Genomic DNA, 17,306 nt, shown 5'->3' with positions numbered 1-17,306 from the left:
GCTTTACCCTAAGTAGATTTCTTTAATGGAATTTAATTCACTGATAGTTGATTCAAAATCAAATTGAGAAATTCTTTCTTCCAAATACTGAATCGAGTCGTAATGTTTGGTTTTCGAAATCAATCCGATCAAATCGTTCCATTGTCTTTCACTGATAGATCCCCTTGCCAAAGAGAAAATGTTTGCTTCCAAAGCTTCTAAAAATAACCTATGTTCTCCTTCCGAAAGGACTTTATCCGATTTGTTTTCGTAATTTATCTTCGTATCTGATTGATATTTGGCGTGTTCGGTAAAATTTAAAAACGAATCATCGAATTCTTTAATAAGATGATTCAAATCTTCCAATTGTATTTCATCGGTTATAAGTTTTTTCTCCAAATTTGTTAAAGAATTCATGATTTTTGAAATTCCTAAATTTGAAGAAACCCCTTTTAATTTGTGCAGCAAGGAAGTTAATTCTTGTTTGTTGGTATATAGGGAAACGCTAGAATTGATTTCCGATTTATAATCTTCAAAATAACCTTCTAACATTTTCAAATATTTTGATTCCGATCCGAACAATTTAATACCCCGTTGGAATTGAAAATATTCTTCAGCTGCGGAATTTGGCTGTTCTTCTTTTTCCGAAATAACCTCCAAATTCAAATTTAATGTTCTTGCAATTTCCCGAAATAAGATTTCCGTTTCTATCGGTTTGGTGACAAATCCGTCCATACCAGCATTTTTAGCTGAAATTTTATCTTCTTCGAATACGCTTGCTGATAAAGCAATGATGGGAACCCGTTCCAAAGAATTTGTTTTTTCATATTCTCTGATCTTCTGAGTCGCTTCCAAACCGTCCATCTCGGGCATTTGAATGTCCATTAATATCAAATCAAATTCAGAACTCAGATAGATTTTTACTGCTTCTTTTCCGTTTCTTGCAACGCCAACAGTATGTTTGTTAGACGACAATATCAAACTGATCAATTCGACATTCTGGTAAAGATCGTCGACAATTAGTACTTTCAAACGAGGAAGTTTGAATTTTTCAATGTCAGGTTTGTCGTGAACCACATTCCCTTTTGTCAAAGGCAATGTGAAATGGAAAATACTTCCGACACCTAACTCGCTTTCCACCCAAATTCTTCCATGCATCAACTCCACCAATTGTTTGGAGATTGTTGTACCGAGTCCCGTTCCACCATATTTTCTACTCATCGAAACATCTGCTTGTGTGAAAGGATCGAAAATCTTTTCCAATCTGTCTTTGGAAATACCGATACCGGAATCTCTGATTAAAAAATGTAAAACCTCTCCATCCAATAATACGCTTAGTTTGACAAAACCTTTGTCCGTGAACTTAATCGCATTGCCCAGTAGATTGGTAATAATTTGTCTGATGCGAAGAGAATCCCCTTTATAAAACTCACCCAACTTCGGATCGAAATTGATGATAAACTCCAAGCCTTTGTTTTTTGCTTCAATACTTATTACCGATTTGATCTGATCGATCAAACGAATCAAAGAGAAATCAATCTCTTCCAATTCAACGGCACCTTTCTCAAGTTTTGCGGAATTCAGAATATCATTCAGAAGTCTTAACAAAGACTTTGCGGAATTGCGAACCGTATCCAAATGTTTTTTTTGTTGGTCCAATAATTCGCCGGATAATAACACCTCGGTAAAACCAATGATAGCGTTCATTGGTGTTCGGATTTCATGACTCATATTCGCAAGAAATGTGGTCTTGATCATCGAAGCCATCTCTGCTTTTTCCTTTGAATCAATCAAAGCCTCTTCAATAATTTTGCGATCCGTATTGTCTAAAATGACTCCATCCAAACATTTAATATTTCCTTGGTCGTCTAAAATAACTCCTCCGTAATCCAAAACCCAACGAATATTCCCGTTTTTATGTATGATTCTGTAATTCAATACAAACGTATCTTTTGTATAGATTGCATTCTGAATCATATTCGCCACATGACCTTTATCGTCAGGATGCATAATATCCGAGAAAGCCCTGATACGGTTCGGCTGCAAAAAATCGGATGCGTGGTAACCTGCGAGTGTTTCAATGGCGTCACTCATGAAAATAGTCGTCCAATCCTCATCCACCAAACAACGATAAGCTACTCCTGGAATATTTTCAATAAACGATCTCAATCTTTCTTCATTTTGTTTGAGTGCGTCTTCAATGAGTTTTCGCTCCGTAATATCACTGATAAATCCGACGAATAAATCATCCTGAGGAAGCTTCGTATGCCCGATTGCCAGTCGGATCGGAAACAAAGAACCGTCTTTCTTGATTCCATGTGCTTCTCTACCCGTACCGATTATTTTTGCATCTCCTGTTGTTAAATAATTGAAGAGATAATTGTCATACTCCGTTTGATGCGGGTTAGGCATTAACATATTGATTTTTTGACCGATAACTTCGTTTGAATTCCAACCGAACATCTTTTCTGCGGATTCATTGAATTCTTGGATCACACCTTTGGTATTGATCATCACTACGGCGTCTGGCGCGGTCTCGATGATTGCGCGTAATCTGGATTCGCTGGTTTGCAGATTTTGAACTAAGTCTTTGTACCGGATGAATATATTTGTAAGAACAACCGATCCGATAAAGAGAAGAATACCGATACTAACGCTGATTGCCAAGAAAAACTGATCGGATTCATGGCTTTGAATGAGCTGACCTTTCGGCGAAACAAAACGTGCGGCTGCCATACCGGTATAATGCATGCCCGAAATGGCAATTCCCATAACAATCCCGCTGATCAAAATCACAACCGGGTCACTTAGTTGGAACCTTATATCTTTCAAACCGAAACGAATATAAAGCGCAAGGATAGCAAGAGTAATGGCAACTACCAAAGATAATAAAAACAGATACGGATCGTAAAGCAACTTTGGACTCATATCCATCGCTGCCATACCCATATAATGCATAGCTCCGATTCCGGAACCCACAATCGTACCACCTAATGCAAGTTCCTTGAAAGAGATTTTATCTTTGCTTATATATGAAAGTGCAAAAGAAGATGCAACAAAACTCGGCAATATGGACAAAATCGTCCAAACCTCGTTATAATCCACTTTTGTGCATAGATCGAAAGACAACATCCCGATGAAATGCATAGACCAAACCGCACTCCCCAATGCCAAACTAGCAGTTATTAAAAGTAGGTATCGGGAAGATTTGATATGAACCAAAGAAATTTGATTCAGTACGTACAAAGATATACAGGAAGCGACGATGGCTATAAAAACGGAAAGAGAAACGAGCCAATAATTATAGCTCCCTTCTACGAACACAACTTGGTTTGTTTCGAAAAGAAAAAATTTCTCTAGAACGCCCATAGATATATCTAGAGAAAGAAACCACTGATTTTATTTTATGCGAAGAGTCGTTTGATCTCTACGATATTGTCCTCAGCTTCCTTCTCACCTTTATCAATAATTTCTTGGTAGCGAACGAAATCAAACAATTGAAACTCTTCCAAGTGGAAATGTACAAATAAATCCATTCTCGGTCGTTTTAACCTAGTAATTTCCCTACCTTCCAAAGTGATTGTACGCGTCATAATCTGCAAAATCGGCGGATACTTTAAAGTATCCCAAATATAACGAAAAAAACCTTTTTCTGTAGTGTTTCTATCTTCAAATAATTTTACAGGTACCATCTCTTGCAAAGGAGATACATTCACACCCAAAACCACATCGGCACCTTTCGAACGGATCAGACTTTCAGGAACATTATTGATCATTCCCCCATCTACCAAAATCTTTTCCCCCAATCGATAAGGAGGAAATGCTCCGGGCAAACTCATCGCGCTGGTCAATGCTTCCGTAATCGGGCCTTGATCGAAAATATGTTCCTTTCCCGTTTGTAAATCCACAGCCGAAGTAGCGAAAGGCAAAGGAAGCTCTTCAATCCTTTGATCTAGAAAAGCTTCCTTTAACATACGTTTCATTCGTTTGCCTTTAAAAAAAGCAACGATGGGCAAAGTAGGATCGAACGCACTCTCCAATCCACCGAAGAAAGTTTTGATGAGCTCTTCGATCTTTTCAGGCGGTTCTTTTCTGGCATACAATGCGGCAATCACTGCACCCATGGAAGCGCCCGAGATAAAATCAAAATGAATCCCTTCCCGGTGTAAAACTTTCAGTAACCCCACATGAGCGAGCGCTCTTGCTCCACCGCCACCTAACGCCAAACCTCTTGTTTTGGAAACTAGAAAGCGGGCAAGAGTATCTTTTTGGTAGAATGTTCTTAGATTTTCATCACTGGGAAGATAGCTTTTTTTCACAACTTCGTCTTCCATCAGGCGAATGGCTCTTCCTTGAAAGTTTCGAATCCTCCCTTTCCAGAAATTAACAATCTCTTCTTTTTCTTTATAAAATCTTTCAGGATCCTGTTCCCAAAAAACCAGGAAGTCGGACTGCACTACCAAGAATGCAAAATCCTGTCTGGTGACTCCTTCGTCAAAGTAAAGATGAACCAAGGGAGTTTTTCGCCTAATATCGGTAAGGTATTCTGAAATTTTAGTAGGATCCATCCCGATGAATTTGGAAACAGGAATGGCTATGGAAAGCGCTTTGGTAGCCTCTCCATAGTTTTCCAAAAATGCGGTTATCTTGGTGCCGAAATGATATTCCGGCTCCAGAGGAACATGACAACATAACCTACGTAAGCCGGAAAATACATCTTTCTTGGGAGTGCGATCCAGGTGTTCTCTCATACGAGAGCCCATCATATAAATGATATTTTGTGCTAAAACTTTTTCTTGTGCGGCAAGCTGCAAAAACAGTTTTCCATTTAATACATAAACCAATGTGTCTATGACCGCAATGGCCGAGGTAGAATGATTGGAGGCGGAGATAAGTGAATTTTCAGCGAGAACCTGGCCGGCACCGATGTATACTATACCATGATCGGATAGATTCTCCAGTAGGATTTCTCCGTAACGAACGATGTAAATACTCTCCGAAGATTCACCTTTATAATACAAGGCTTCGTGGCTTCGGATGAGTTTTTCCTGGACATTATTTGCGATACGAGCAAGAACAATGGGGGGGAGTTTTTTAAATAAATCCACCGACTTCAAAAAATTTTGGATCGCTGTGCGTTCCTTCTCTGTTCGTTTCATATTATCCTCTACGTATTAAATTCGAATATTCACCCACTCCTTCTTGCGAAATTTTTGAATAAAAAGAATCGCTAAGATCAAAATCCAAATAAAAAACGAAAACCAGATTCCAATCGTCCCGCCTTTCAGTACAATCCCGAACAAATACGCCAAAGGTAACATAATCCCGAAAGAAACGAGCACGTAAGCAATCAAAACCCAATACATAAGACCGGCACTCCGGAGAGCGGATCCCACTACCATATGGTAAGCATCTCCCACTTGAATGAAAGCAACCACCACGAGCGCGGGATAAGCTTCCGTGACGACCAGGCTTTCCGACGTGAAAAAGGTTAATAAAAACTTTCCAAAGAGAATGAATACCAGTCCCATGGAACCCATCATTATTGCCGAAAAAGTTGCGGAACGCATGGTTCCTTGGTAAGCGAGGCGAACCTTACCCGCTCCCATCGCCTGTCCCAAAATGGTCGTAGCGGAAATTCCAAAAGCGAACCCAGGCATAAAAGAAAGACTGAGACATGCAAGCACAACATTGGAAGCTGCAAGTGAAATCGTGCTGATCATGCCGGAAATTTTCATAAATCCCACAAAGGATAAATTGGTAAGAGTTCCTTCAACGGCGGGTGCAAACCCAACAACACCTAACTCTTGTATAATTTGAATGCTAGGAACCCAAACTTTCTTATTAAAATATTTTTTTACGTCTTTCCGCAAAAAGAAAAGCAGCACTACTACCAAGGAAGGTATTCCGGCCAATGCGGAAGCAATTGCAGCGCCTTTCACTCCCCACTCCGGAAATCCCCAATTTCCATAGATAAGCAACCAGTTGAAAAATATGTTTGTAACCGCAGCAGTGATCGAAGAGATCATACCCGCTTCCATAATTCCGATTCCATCGAAAAATCCGCGTAAGGCGAATCCCATAAAAAAGAAAACCGTTCCCAAAAAACGATAGGAAAGATATTCTCCTGAAAGAAAGATCACTTCCCTGTCATCACCGAGCAATCCCATCATGGAATGGCCGTAATAATAACCAGCAAGAGAAAGGATGATTCCGATCACACTGGAAAGATAAAGGGAATTGGTTAAAGTAATTCCCACTCCCAAATCATTCTTTTCCCCTACACGACGTGCCACAACAATCTGCACTGCCATAGAACCGCCCATAAGAAATGATAATATTGTAAAATATACAATTCCTCCGAATCCTGCTGCTGCTTGAGACGTAGCTCCCAATTTTCCTACCATCGCAGTGTCTGCAATCATGATGGCAGTATAACTGAGCATCCCGAAAAAAACAGGGATTGCCATTGTTAAGATTTTCTGATTCAATCGAGTAAGAGATAATACTCGTTGTACTTTATGGAGCATAGTTAGGACATTTTTTTATGTATTGCGATCTGCACAACCACCTTTATGGCTGTTTACCCGCGGAAACATTGTTTCGAATTGGAAAAGAAAATTCATCACCCAGATGGCATCTCTATTTGGATGCATTCGAATCGGCTTATGGAATCAAAGTGAATCCGAAAACATTTTTTGACGATTATAAGGACATTGAGAAATTCAAAAAGCTCTATTACTTTAAGGAAAAATCACCATTTTTGCATTTTCAGGCAAAATTCAATTTAATCATTGCTCTCGTGCAATTTCATGACAAGGAAATTACCGAAGTAACGAAAGATATTATCGTTTCACATGCGCTAAATGAAGTAAGTTACGCCGAATACAGACTGATGTTTGCCAAAGAAGAAACCAAAGATGTCTTCTTTCAAAAACTAATGGCCGCATGCGAAGGTATGATAGAAGGAGAGTCACTCGCAAAAAAAAACGGATTTCCGATGGAGGCCAAATTGGTTATGTCGATTCATCGGGATTTGAATTTCGAAAAGCACTATGATTGGATGAAGAACTGGATGGAAAAAGAATCCATTATCAAAGACTATTTGGTAGGAATCGACTTCTGCCATATAGAAGAAGGTTTTCCTCCGAAAGATAAAAAAGTTTTTTTTGAAAATCTTCTGAAAGACAACAAAGCGGAAAACTCAACTGCGCTTTCTATTTTATATCATGTAGGCGAAAGTTTCAGAGACAAAACTCCATTCTCCGCATCCAGATGGGTATTGGAATCTGCGAAGAATGGTGCTCATAGATTGGGACATGCATTGGCAGTAGGTGTTGCACCTGATATGTTTTTGAGCGAAGAAAGAACGGAATCATTATCGGAAAGATTGGACCAATTGGAACTGGAATTGGAAAATTACGATTCGATAGGAGAATTCGGTCCCTACTTTTCCAAAAAGGAAATCGACAAAGAAAGAAAAACATTATTGAACGCCGATCCCTCTCATACAGTTCGCATGTTGATGGACTCTGAAAAAATTCAATTCTTAAATACATTCCAAAACTACTGTTTGGCGAATATTGCAAAAACGAATGCAATCATCGAATCTTGTCCCAGCTCGAATCATTATATAGGTATGTTGGAAAATTTATCCGATCATCCGATTCCCCGTTTTTATGACCACAAAATCAAACTTACCATCGGCTCCGATGATCCCGGTTTATTTCATACCAATTTGCGGGAGGAATACGATCTGGCTTTGGAATCCGGGATTTCGGAAAAAAGTTTAGAAGAGATCAGAGAACAGTCTTTTCGTTATAAATCGACTCTATTGAGCGGCCGTGAAAGCGTTGACCTATTCCCCTCATCCGTAAACTAGATTTGAAGCTGAAATGAAATCGATTCGAGCCTTGATCTGTCTTATTTGTTTGGTTCCGTACATTGCCATGCCCGGAATTCTTATGTCCCAAACAAAAGAAGGCTTTCAAGATACGAATAATTATGATCTGAGAAATCTTCCCGGCTCGGATCCGGAAGGAAATGTGCTCCGCGATGTGGATCAACCGCCTCAGTTTGACAGACCTGCCTTGGCTGCTCCGAAGGATGTCCGAACCAAATACGATCCTATTCTATCTATCCCGGGAGCGGGAGCGCTGATGCAAAATCAAACGCTCAATCAAAATGCGGCAAACACACAAAACAGTACTTCCAAATCCAGAACCCCCGCCATCAATCCTCTCACTGGGGAAGTTAATCCGAGCGCCTTACAGGATCAAGGTGATCGAAGCAGAATCAGAAAAGAAGCGCAAAAGAAATTAAGAGAAGAGTTTGATGATGAAGCGGTTTACGAAGAAACAAAGTTCCGACGGGGATATATTATCTTTTTTCTTACCTTACCGTTTGCTTTGGGAGTTTCGGCAGGACTTGCAGGACTCATCTCGGTAGAAAAAACAATTGTCGGAAGTTTTATAATGATTACCGGAACTGCAGGGCTTTCCGGCACAAATGTTTACTTGGATCAAAAACGTTTGGAAGAAAATAGAGAAAAAAAGAAAACGGTGCCCAATCCGACAGCACCTAACCCGTGAAAACAAAACGACTTTTTTATTTCTGGATTTTATTTTTAGGTCATGTGCAATCATGGAAACACCAAACCCGGAAATTCTATTTGGAATATCTGCGTTCCCTAGGTAGAATCATCTACACAACGACTGGAGTCATTTCCATTGCCATATTGATCTTGGAATACGGATTTTATTATCCCGAAGAATGGAAACCGATCGTAAGGTTGATCGTACATTCCATGGTTCATTTTTTTCTGATTTATGAAATCACTGGATTTTTATTTTGTAACAGTCCTTGGGATTATTTAAAAGCTCACAAATTGGAATTTGTAATCGTACTTCTACTCTTGGTTGAAAACTTTTATGAAGAAGACATCATTTTATATTTAAGGCAATTCCATCTAACAGGAGATGATGCGACTTTGATTTTTCTGTCTACCAATCAGATCCTGTTTATTTTTGCAAACCTGGCCCATTTTTTCCGGCTTTCCCGGTTTTATGACGCTAAAAATATAAATCCTTCGTTTGTGTTTGTCGGTTCTTTTGCAACAATCATTCTGCTTGGTACTGTATTTCTTCATTTTCCCAAAGCGACTTATAAACAGATCCCAACCATTGATTTGGTTTTCACAACCGTTTCGGCTACCTGTGTAACAGGTCTTTCCACTATTTCCATTGCCGACTCTTTTACTCTAACGGGAAAAATCATCATTCTGTTTTTGATTCAGGTCGGCGGACTCGGCTTGATGACTCTAACCAGTTTTTTCTCCATGTTTCTGGCAGGGCAAGCTTCGGTAACGGACAAACTTTTATTGAAGGATTTACTTTCCGAAGAAGCGATGGGAAAAGTAAAAGGTTTGCTTAGGCAAATTGCCTATCAGACCTTCTTTATCGAGTTAGTTGGCGCTGTATTATTGTATGTTAGCTTTCCAAAATCCTATCCGATGTCGGAATTCAATAAGATTTTTTTCGCAATATTCCATTCCATATCGGCTTTCTGTAATGCAGGTTTTAGTCTGTTGCCCGCAGGTCTTGCCGATCCTAGCTTTATGCAAACGGAAAGTTTTCTTTCCACGATCATGTTGCTCATTGTTTTAGGAGGTCTGGGCTTTCCCGTTTTAAGCCAGATCCACAGACGTTTGACACATCCCAAAGATGTTTATTTCCGTTGGTCTGTCACTTCCAAACTTGTTTTCATTACCACATCGGTTTTACTTCTGCTTGGTACTCTGGCTTATTATTTTTTGGAAAAAAATCTAACTTTAGAATCTCTAAGTACTATGGATAAGATCTTTCATTCTTTGTTTTATTCCGTTACTGCAAGAACCGCAGGTTTCAATACTTTGGATTTGACAAAAATGGGAATCCCCATCACATTCTTTTCTTTGTTTTTGATGTGGGTGGGTGCCTCTCCCGTATCCACAGGCGGCGGGATCAAAACAACCACGCTTGCCATCTCCGTATTCAACATAATCAATCAAATTCGGGGAAAATCCGATTTGGAAGTTTATCATCGTTCCATCGCTCCTTCTACCATCAATCGTGCCGGAGCAACGATCGTACTTTCTCTGTTTATAATTTTTATGGCAATCTTCGGGCTGGTTGTATTCGAATCTTTTTCTTTTTTGGATATCTCCTATGAAGTGGTGTCCGCGTTTGGAACCGTGGGTTTGACTCGGGGAATCACACCTTACTTATCTGTTTATAGCAAAGCCATTTTATGTATCGTTATGTTTGTCGGTAGAGTAGGGATCTTAACGTTGTTAGTTGCTTTGTCCAAAAAAGCAATTTCATTCTCGTATAAGTATCCGGTAGAATATGTTGTAGTAGGATAATCATGCAAAAGAAAAAAATTGCAGTCATAGGAATCGGTAGTTTCGGGAAACTTTTAGCCCGTTATCTTTTTGCAGAAGGTCACGAAGTACTTGCCATTGATAAAAAAGAAGATGTCATCCAGGAAATCAAAGACCATTGCACGGTTGCTGTGACTTTGGATGCGACGGATGAATCCGCACTTCGTTCCCAAGGGATCGAAGATCTGGACATAGTGGTATTAGCAATTGCAGATGATTTTGAAACTTCAACTATCTGCGCGGATCTTCTCAAAAAAATGGGTGCCAAAAATATTTACGCACGCTATCAAACTGATTTGCAAATTCGTATTTTTCATCTTTTGGGAATCAAAAATATCTTCAATCCTGAAGAACAAGCTGCCCGGAGTATGGCGGAGATACTCGGTTTTTCGGGAATGAAAGCAAACTTTCTTCTCTCGGACGAATACAGTGTTTCCGAAGTAGTAGTTCCCAAACGATATATCAATAAGACCGTTGGTGAAATCGACTTAAGGCAAAAATACGAGATCAATATAATTACGATTAAACGACCGATTCAGGAGAAAGATAAAAAAAGATCATCCGATAGTACACATGGTAGAATCTTAGGTATTCCCGAAGGAGATATGATCTTGAAAGAAAACGATACTCTTGTCATTTTCGCATCTCAAAAAAATATAAATCGTTTTTTGGAAGGTTAATTTTGTCAGCGCCCGAAAGAATCATCTGCCTTACGGAAGAACCTACGGAACTTCTTTATTTGCTGGGGGAAGAAGATCGAATCGTAGGAATCTCGGCTTATACCGTCAGACCTCCTCACGCAAAAAAAGAAAAACCGAAAGTATCAGCATTTATCAGCGGAAATATCAAAAAGATAGAGAGCCTAAAACCCGATCTCATCATCGGATTCTCGGACATACAGGGCCAACTTGCCAAGGACCTCATCCAACGAGGGTTAAACGTTCTTATCTTCAATCAAAGATCGATTGCAGAAATTTTTTCTAACATGATCATTCTGGGAAACATCGTAGGAAAAAATAAAGAAGTCACAGCACTCGTAGATTCCTGGAAAAGAGAAGTGGACTCACTGCAAGAATCGGCTAACAGGCTTTCAGACAAACCGGGAGTATTTTTCCAGGAATGGGATGAACCGATTATCACGGGAATCAAATGGGTAAGCGAAGCCATTGAGATCGCCGGAGGAAGAGATGTGTTCTCTCATCTGCAAGATGAGAAGTTAGCCAAAAACAGAATCATCCAAGCGAACGATGTAGCTGAAAAAAACCCGGATATGATCGTGGGATGTTGGTGTGGCAAACCGATGAATTGGGATTGGGTTCGCAACAAACCGGAATGGCAATCCACAACCGCCATCCAAAAAGATAAAATTTTCGAATTGGATCCGAGCATCATCCTCCAACCAGGCCCCGCTCTTTTTTTAGAAGGAATCCCAAAACTCAAAGAGATCATCACTTCCAGGTAACAAATATTATTCTGTTAATTTGGGCGCCATCTCCGGCTCTCCCTCGTCGAGGGCGCTCGGTCGATCCGGGGCGGGGATCCGTTCCAATTTAAAAATCGATATGAAGTAGCCAGCAAGTTTATCCAGGAGAAAACACGAACTGATTCGGGCAAAAAGGCGAACTTATTTCAAAAATATTATTCAAATCAGGAATTCTGTTTTTCAAAAACGCTGCGGCGTGCTAAAGGAAGCCATTGGGTGGCGGGTGGTTCTCCCCTCCCAGTCTCATTAGGGCGGGGATTGTATACCTAACGATCCCCCTCGACTAAATGAATTCTTTGTAACCAGCCTGTCATTTATTTGTAACAAAATCCATTTAGGATTGAAACATATCAATCTGATATGGAGACATTCATGAACTTTCCATTCAAAAAGACTGTAGCGAAAGGCTCAGTATCTTTTGCCATTGCGATAATCGCAATTTTTTCCCTAGTAGAAACCATTCAAGCACAAGCGAATCCAACACCTAATGCGGAAACAACGAATGCAGCTACAACGGAATCAACACCTGCCGCACCTGTAGTTGAAAAACCGGCACCTGAGGCCGAGGCTCCGAAAAAAGCAGAGTCAGAAATCGGACTCATCTCCTTATTTGTAACCGGTGGATGGTCCATGTGGCCCCTATTACTCTCTTCCATCGTCGGATTTGGAGTGATTTTCGAAAGATTGTATTTTTTCTTCACTTCCAAATTAGTTCGTAAAGGATTCAATCAAGACTTACAAGATGCGATCGACGCTTCAGGTTTGAAAGGCGCACAAGATTTCTTAGAACAAAACAAAGGTCAAAAGATTACGGGCGTACTTGCAAACGGTATGGAAGTATCTCAGGAAGATCCTGAAATTTTTGCCTCCGGTGTGGAAAGAGAAGCGAGTGAAGTCATTACCTTACTCGAAAAAGGTTTAACCGTTTTATCCGCCGTATCTACAATTGCTCCTCTAGTAGGATTCCTCGGAACCGTATCCGGTATGATCAACGCATTCGATGCGATTGCAAATGCGGATCAAGTCAATGCAAAGGTAGTTGCAGGTGGTATCAAAGAGGCTCTTATCACTACAGCGGCCGGTTTGATCGTTGCGATCCCCGCAATGACATTCTACCAGTATTTACAAGGTAAAGTCGGATTTTTTACTTCCGAAGTAGAAGAAGCAGCGAACAAAATCTATAAAGAATACCTTAAACTCAAAGCCGGAAAAAAAGCATAATAGGCTCACACCATGATTAAGCTTAAGAAGAAACAAGAGTTAGAAGAAATCTCTGCGGCATCCATGTCGGATATCGCATTTTTACTCTTGGTATTTTTTATGGTTACGGCAGTGTTTTTTGTAAAGGAAGGATTGAATATCAGCCTTCCCCGCAAACAGTCTGAAGCCCAACCTTTCCTTCGAAAGAATGTATATGAAATTTTAGTCACACAAGATCGTTTTAAAATGAGAAATTCTTCTTTTGGAACCAGAGAATATACGGATCTAAAGGAGTTTCGGGATGATCTTAATAAGATGGAAATCCCCGATCTACCCAATAAACTAGCGTTAATTGTTACTACGGGAGACACAAAGTATGCCAAAATGTTGGATGCTTTATCTGCGGTGCAATTGCGCGGATTTGAAAAAATCTCAGTGAGAAAAAAACAATAATGTTACGCAAGAAAAAAGTCCCTCCTTCCGTACCAGTGAGTTCGATGGCCGATATCGCATTTCTATTGCTCGTATTTTTTATGGTTACGTCCGTGCTCGACTCCGATCCGGATCTTCCTATCAGTCTTCCTGATGTACCGGGTGGAGAACAATTAAACAAAAAGATTGCAAACCTTTATCTGAGTGCGGACACAAAAAGAACTGTATATTTTAATTCGGTGGAACGCCCATTAAACGAAGCGTTAAGTGAAATCAGAGCGAAACTTATGGTGACACCTGATATGAAAGTCCTTATCCATGCGGATGAAAATCTTACTTATGCTGAGATTGATTCGGTATTTGAATCTTTGAAAGAGATTGGAGCTTTGAAAATCTCTCTTGTAACCAAGACCACACAAGGTGGCGGTCTCAAAGGTAAATAACGTGAATACAGTAGCTTTACCAAAAAGATCCAAAAGACAGCTCATTCATAGATACCTAGATCGTTATAGGATCGAAACAGGCATTGGTCTTTCTGCAGTTCTGCAATTACTTATACTTCTGTTTTGGTTCACTCCTAAATTTGAAGGGGATAGTTTGGACAGTCTGATCGAAGAAGTGGCATTTATCGACAATGTGCAAATCCAAGAACCTGTTTCGGAATCAAAACCGACAGACGGCGATTTTGATCTGACCGACAAAGAAAAACTGGAAAAGAAAGAAGATCCCCGTATCGCAGGTGCCTCAGATCCTATCGTATCGGGAGCTACTTCACCAGTGGACCTAACACCGAATGCACGACCGGAATATACTACGGAAGCGAAATCCGCAGGTGTAACGGGAACTCTCACTTTAGAAGTCGTGATTTCAGATTCCGGAGAAGTCCTTCGGGTTCGTTCCGTAGGGAAAACCTTAGGATCGGGGCTTGAGCAAGCCGCAATCGCAACTTACCGAAGTAAAAGATTTTCTCCTTCCCGGTTGGAAGGAAAAGCGATTACAGTAAAAGTATTAGTTCCTATTCGGTTTACTTTGAACTAGAGATAAACAGATCAATTCTGTTCTTGGATGATCTGTTCCTCAGTTAACGGTTTTTTGGGAAGTTCGATCCTTTCAATCCGAATCTCATGAACAAAGTCCACATCAGCGAATTTATCCAAGATGGTGATCCTTCTTGGATAAAGTTTCCCGTTCCAATCTTCATAATATCCGAATTTGATAACTCCCCGGTACCAGCTGAATAATTCCCGATAGGTGAATTCGACCCATTCTACAGCACCTGTTTCACGTTCATAGTAAGCAAGGTATTGATCTGTGTCGGGAGTTGCTTCCGCTTGAACGGTGGTGGCATAAACAGTTTCATAATTTTTTCCCAGTCTCTCCGCCTCACCGGAATAAAGAAGAATTTCATAATCCCTGATTTTCCAAGCGAGTAAAAGATACAATCGTAAAGATTCCAAATAAATACGAACTTCATCGTCCCCAGTAAAAACCTTTCCGGTATCGGGAGCGATTTGGTATGCGTCTTTTTTTACCAACCCGTAAACAATTCCTTTGTTTTGACCATTTAACATTTCTACTTCGATCGTATCTTTTTCAAAGTCGATATGAACTTTCATCCTTTGTTCATTTTCTTTGATCGGTGTGAAAAATTTTACGAGTTTGGAATGCCAAACATCTTTCAAAGTGAATTGGATTTGTTTGTATTTTGTCCAATCCTCCGGTACTAATTTTATATCCGAAGGATTATTGATAAGTAAGACGGCTTTTTTTTGTAGATCGGGATTTTTCCCGGCGGTTGCAATGATAACAGGACGAAGATCAGCTAACTTGCATGAGAATGCAAATACGATGATAGATAGAAAAAAAATCGGATTTTTTTGCATCGACTCCAGTTTCTTTGTATTTTGGAAACTGTCAATGTGTATAAAAAAAGAAAAGGCTGGGGAAACCAGCCTTAAGTTGACTTGGAGTAGTATCTAAAACTTAAGCTTTCGCTGAAGTTGTTCCCGCTTTTTTAATTGATTCAGCAACTTCATTGATTTTTGCTTTTACTGATTCAATTTTACCTTCTGGCATTCTTGATTTAATCTCGTCAGAAATTTTGTTATAGTTTTCAACGATTTTCACACGAGTCTCTTCGTAGTTTTTTCCGGCAACGCTAGAAAATTCTTTAATGTCTGTTAGGATTTTGTCAACGGACTGACGAATTTTTACAGAACCTTCAGTATTGTCCAAAGCACCTTTAGAAACAAGTTCGTTGTAAGATGTTTCTAGTTGAGTTTTAGCTTTGTCTAAACCTTCTTTTCCAGATTGAAAAAGTCCGATTCCTGCGTTCAAAATGTCTGTTATTTGTTTTTCCATTGTTTAGCTCCTGGTTTTCACCTGTTGTGCACCGCACAACCTAATCTTGTGCATCGCACAATTTATGTAAACACTTTTTTTCGTCTAATTACCGATTTTTTGAAAAAAAGTCTAAACGGTCTGACCGACTAATTTTTCTCTTTGGTGGGCCATGATATTCGCAAGGAACGCTTTGTATTCTTCCCTGCCCGGATAAGCGATTTGTGCTACTCCGGTTTTCACTGCTGCTTCCGCCACTGCCGGTGCAACGCTGTAAAGAACCCGTGCATCCAATGGTTTTGGAATGATGTAATCATTATTAAATTCAATATGATCCAGTTCGTATGCTTCCGCTACTTCTTTAGGAACCGGTTCTTTGGTAAGTTCAGCTAACGCGTATGCAGCGGCAAGCTTCATTTCCATATTCACTACTTTGGAACGAACATCCAATGCTCCTCGAAAGATAAATGGAAATCCCAATACGTTATTTACTTGGTTAGGATAATCGCTTCTACCTGTTGCCATGATCAAATCATTGCGTGCAGCCTTTGCATCCGGATAAGAAATCTCAGGATCAGGATTGGCAAGCGCATAAACCATAGGATTGTTTGCCATAGACCTTACCATCGCCTGTGTTACAACATTTGCAACGGAAACCCCTACAAACAAATCCGTCCCGGGAAAAATCTCTTCTAAACTGTTTGCGGAAGTTTTGCGGATAAAAGGAAGTTTGGAAGAATGCAAGCCGGTACGTTTATCATTGATGACTCCGCGGGAATCCACCATGAAAATATTTTCATGTTCGACTCCGATCTTAGTCAGCATCTCTGCTATCGAAATCGCAGCAGCACCGGCACCATTGATCACTACTTTTAAATTTTGTGCTTTTTTGTTTGTCAGTTCCAGTGAATTGATCAGTGCCGCAGTACATATAATGGCTGTTCCATGTTGATCGTCATGAAAAACGGGAATCGACATCTGTGCATCCAAAGATCTTTCGATTTCAAAACATTCCGGGGCACGGATGTCTTCCAAATTGATTCCACCGAATGTAGGTTCTAATGATTTTACTATAGTAATAAACTTTTCAGGATCGGTTTCGTTGATTTCAATATCGAATACGTCGATTCCTGCAAACTTCTTGAAAAGAACTGCCTTTCCTTCCATCACCGGTTTCCCGGCAGAAGCACCAATATTTCCCAATCCAAGGACTGCGGTGCCGTTGGTAATGATTCCGACTAAATTTCCCCGGTTCGTATATTCATAAACAAGTTCGGGAGACTTTTCAATTTCCAGACAAGGGTAGGCAACACCCGGAGAATAGGCTAAAGATAGATCATAACTGGTTTCTGTCGGTTTTGTAGGTACGACTTTCGTTTTTCCTTTGGGAAATCGCGAGTGGTACTCGAGTGCCTTGTTTTTCATGGTCGATTTTCCCAAAATTTCTGATTC

15 protein-coding genes are annotated in these 17,306 nt (G+C 40.1%); 9 read left to right on the top strand and 6 right to left on the bottom strand.

The genetic code is table 11. The features are described from left to right. Window positions 1–3: 3 nt before the first annotated feature. From EHS11_RS07915 to EHS11_RS07905, 3 genes are read right to left on the bottom strand one after another with little or no spacing between them, the layout of a single operon-like run. Window positions 4–3,348 carry an MHYT domain-containing protein gene (locus EHS11_RS07915; RefSeq protein WP_135763837.1) on the bottom strand — a complete coding sequence of 1,115 codons (3,345 nt, stop codon included), beginning with the start codon at window positions 3,346–3,348 and terminating at the stop codon, window positions 4–6. 35 nt (window positions 3,349–3,383) lie between these two features. Then, window positions 3,384–5,138, bottom strand: a complete 1,755-nt coding sequence (locus EHS11_RS07910) for a patatin-like phospholipase family protein (protein ID WP_135763836.1) — start codon at window positions 5,136–5,138, stop codon at window positions 3,384–3,386. Between the two features lie 15 nt (window positions 5,139–5,153). Then, window positions 5,154–6,449 carry an MATE family efflux transporter gene (locus EHS11_RS07905; RefSeq protein WP_246047676.1) on the bottom strand — a complete coding sequence of 432 codons (1,296 nt, stop codon included), beginning with the start codon at window positions 6,447–6,449 and terminating at the stop codon, window positions 5,154–5,156. A 128-nt stretch (window positions 6,450–6,577) separates the two neighbouring features. Between EHS11_RS07905 and EHS11_RS07900 the strand changes: the two genes are divergently transcribed. The 9 genes from EHS11_RS07900 (at window position 6,578) to EHS11_RS07860 (ending at window position 14,552) form a co-directional block, all read left to right on the top strand. Beyond that, window positions 6,578–7,861, top strand: coding sequence for an amidohydrolase family protein (locus EHS11_RS07900; protein WP_425460560.1), 1,284 nt, complete (start codon window positions 6,578–6,580; stop codon window positions 7,859–7,861). Between the two features lie 13 nt (window positions 7,862–7,874). Then, on the top strand, window positions 7,875–8,570 hold the full coding sequence (locus EHS11_RS07895) for a hypothetical protein (protein WP_135763833.1): 696 nt from the start codon (window positions 7,875–7,877) through the stop codon (window positions 8,568–8,570). A gap of 44 nt (window positions 8,571–8,614) precedes the next feature. Then, window positions 8,615–10,381 carry a TrkH family potassium uptake protein gene (locus tag EHS11_RS07890; RefSeq protein WP_425460561.1) on the top strand — a complete coding sequence of 589 codons (1,767 nt, stop codon included), beginning with the start codon at window positions 8,615–8,617 and terminating at the stop codon, window positions 10,379–10,381. Window positions 10,382–10,383: 2 nt separating this feature from the next. Next, on the top strand, window positions 10,384–11,079 hold the full coding sequence (locus EHS11_RS07885; RefSeq protein WP_135763831.1) for a potassium channel family protein: 696 nt from the start codon (window positions 10,384–10,386) through the stop codon (window positions 11,077–11,079). Between the two features lie 2 nt (window positions 11,080–11,081). Then, a complete protein-coding gene (locus EHS11_RS07880; RefSeq protein ID WP_135763830.1) occupies window positions 11,082–11,861 on the top strand; it encodes a cobalamin-binding protein in 780 nt (259 codons plus the stop codon). 393 nt (window positions 11,862–12,254) lie between these two features. Next, entirely contained in the window at window positions 12,255–13,103 is an 849-nt protein-coding gene (locus tag EHS11_RS07875; RefSeq protein WP_135763829.1) for a MotA/TolQ/ExbB proton channel family protein, read from the top strand. Window positions 13,104–13,115: 12 nt separating this feature from the next. After that, the gene (locus EHS11_RS07870) at window positions 13,116–13,535 is read left to right on the top strand and encodes an ExbD/TolR family protein (protein ID WP_135763828.1); all 420 of its coding nucleotides are present in this window, start codon (window positions 13,116–13,118) and stop codon (window positions 13,533–13,535) included. Next, window positions 13,532–13,957, top strand: a complete 426-nt coding sequence (locus EHS11_RS07865; protein WP_135763827.1) for an ExbD/TolR family protein — start codon at window positions 13,532–13,534, stop codon at window positions 13,955–13,957. Before EHS11_RS07870 ends, EHS11_RS07865 begins: the two co-directional genes overlap by 4 nt. A gap of 1 nt (window position 13,958) precedes the next feature. Continuing rightward, the gene (locus EHS11_RS07860; protein ID WP_135763826.1) at window positions 13,959–14,552 is read left to right on the top strand and encodes an energy transducer TonB; all 594 of its coding nucleotides are present in this window, start codon (window positions 13,959–13,961) and stop codon (window positions 14,550–14,552) included. 11 nt (window positions 14,553–14,563) lie between these two features. Here the strand turns inward: EHS11_RS07860 and EHS11_RS07855 are convergent, their stop codons facing one another. The 3 genes from EHS11_RS07855 to EHS11_RS07845 form a co-directional block, all read right to left on the bottom strand. Further along, entirely contained in the window at window positions 14,564–15,397 is an 834-nt protein-coding gene (locus tag EHS11_RS07855; RefSeq protein WP_135763825.1) for an LBF_0142 family lipoprotein, read from the bottom strand. A 100-nt stretch (window positions 15,398–15,497) separates the two neighbouring features. After that, window positions 15,498–15,875 (bottom strand): phasin-related domain-containing protein, encoded by a 378-nt coding sequence (locus EHS11_RS07850; protein WP_135763824.1) that lies wholly within the window; start codon window positions 15,873–15,875, stop codon window positions 15,498–15,500. A gap of 111 nt (window positions 15,876–15,986) precedes the next feature. Further along, window positions 15,987–17,279 (bottom strand): malic enzyme-like NAD(P)-binding protein, encoded by a 1,293-nt coding sequence (locus EHS11_RS07845; protein WP_135763823.1) that lies wholly within the window; start codon window positions 17,277–17,279, stop codon window positions 15,987–15,989. Window positions 17,280–17,306: the final 27 nt, after the last annotated feature.

It is taken from the genome of Leptospira ilyithenensis (assembly GCF_004771005.1).
In the GTDB taxonomy this organism is placed as follows: Bacteria; Spirochaetota; Leptospiria; order Leptospirales; family Leptospiraceae; genus Leptospira_A; species Leptospira_A ilyithenensis.
This window is presented reverse-complemented; position numbering and strand designations above follow the sequence as displayed.

Bases quoted from the DNA above. Each gene is read 5' to 3' on its own strand.
- EHS11_RS07910 (WP_135763836.1), bottom strand. From the start codon at position 5,138: ATGAAACGAACAGAGAAGGAACGCACAGCGATCCAAAATTTTTTGAAG.
- EHS11_RS07855 (WP_135763825.1), bottom strand. From the start codon at position 15,397: ATGCAAAAAAATCCGATTTTTTTTCTATCTATCATCGTATTTGCATTC.
- EHS11_RS07885 (WP_135763831.1), top strand. From the start codon at position 10,384: ATGCAAAAGAAAAAAATTGCAGTCATAGGAATCGGTAGTTTCGGGAAA.
- EHS11_RS07895 (WP_135763833.1), top strand. From the start codon at position 7,875: ATGAAATCGATTCGAGCCTTGATCTGTCTTATTTGTTTGGTTCCGTAC.
- EHS11_RS07845 (WP_135763823.1), bottom strand. From the start codon at position 17,279: ATGAAAAACAAGGCACTCGAGTACCACTCGCGATTTCCCAAAGGAAAA.
- EHS11_RS07850 (WP_135763824.1), bottom strand. From the start codon at position 15,875: ATGGAAAAACAAATAACAGACATTTTGAACGCAGGAATCGGACTTTTT.
- EHS11_RS07875 (WP_135763829.1), top strand. From the start codon at position 12,255: ATGAACTTTCCATTCAAAAAGACTGTAGCGAAAGGCTCAGTATCTTTT.
- EHS11_RS07905 (WP_246047676.1), bottom strand. From the start codon at position 6,449: ATGGCAATCCCTGTTTTTTTCGGGATGCTCAGTTATACTGCCATCATG.
- EHS11_RS07915 (WP_135763837.1), bottom strand. From the start codon at position 3,348: ATGGGCGTTCTAGAGAAATTTTTTCTTTTCGAAACAAACCAAGTTGTG.
- EHS11_RS07870 (WP_135763828.1), top strand. From the start codon at position 13,116: ATGATTAAGCTTAAGAAGAAACAAGAGTTAGAAGAAATCTCTGCGGCA.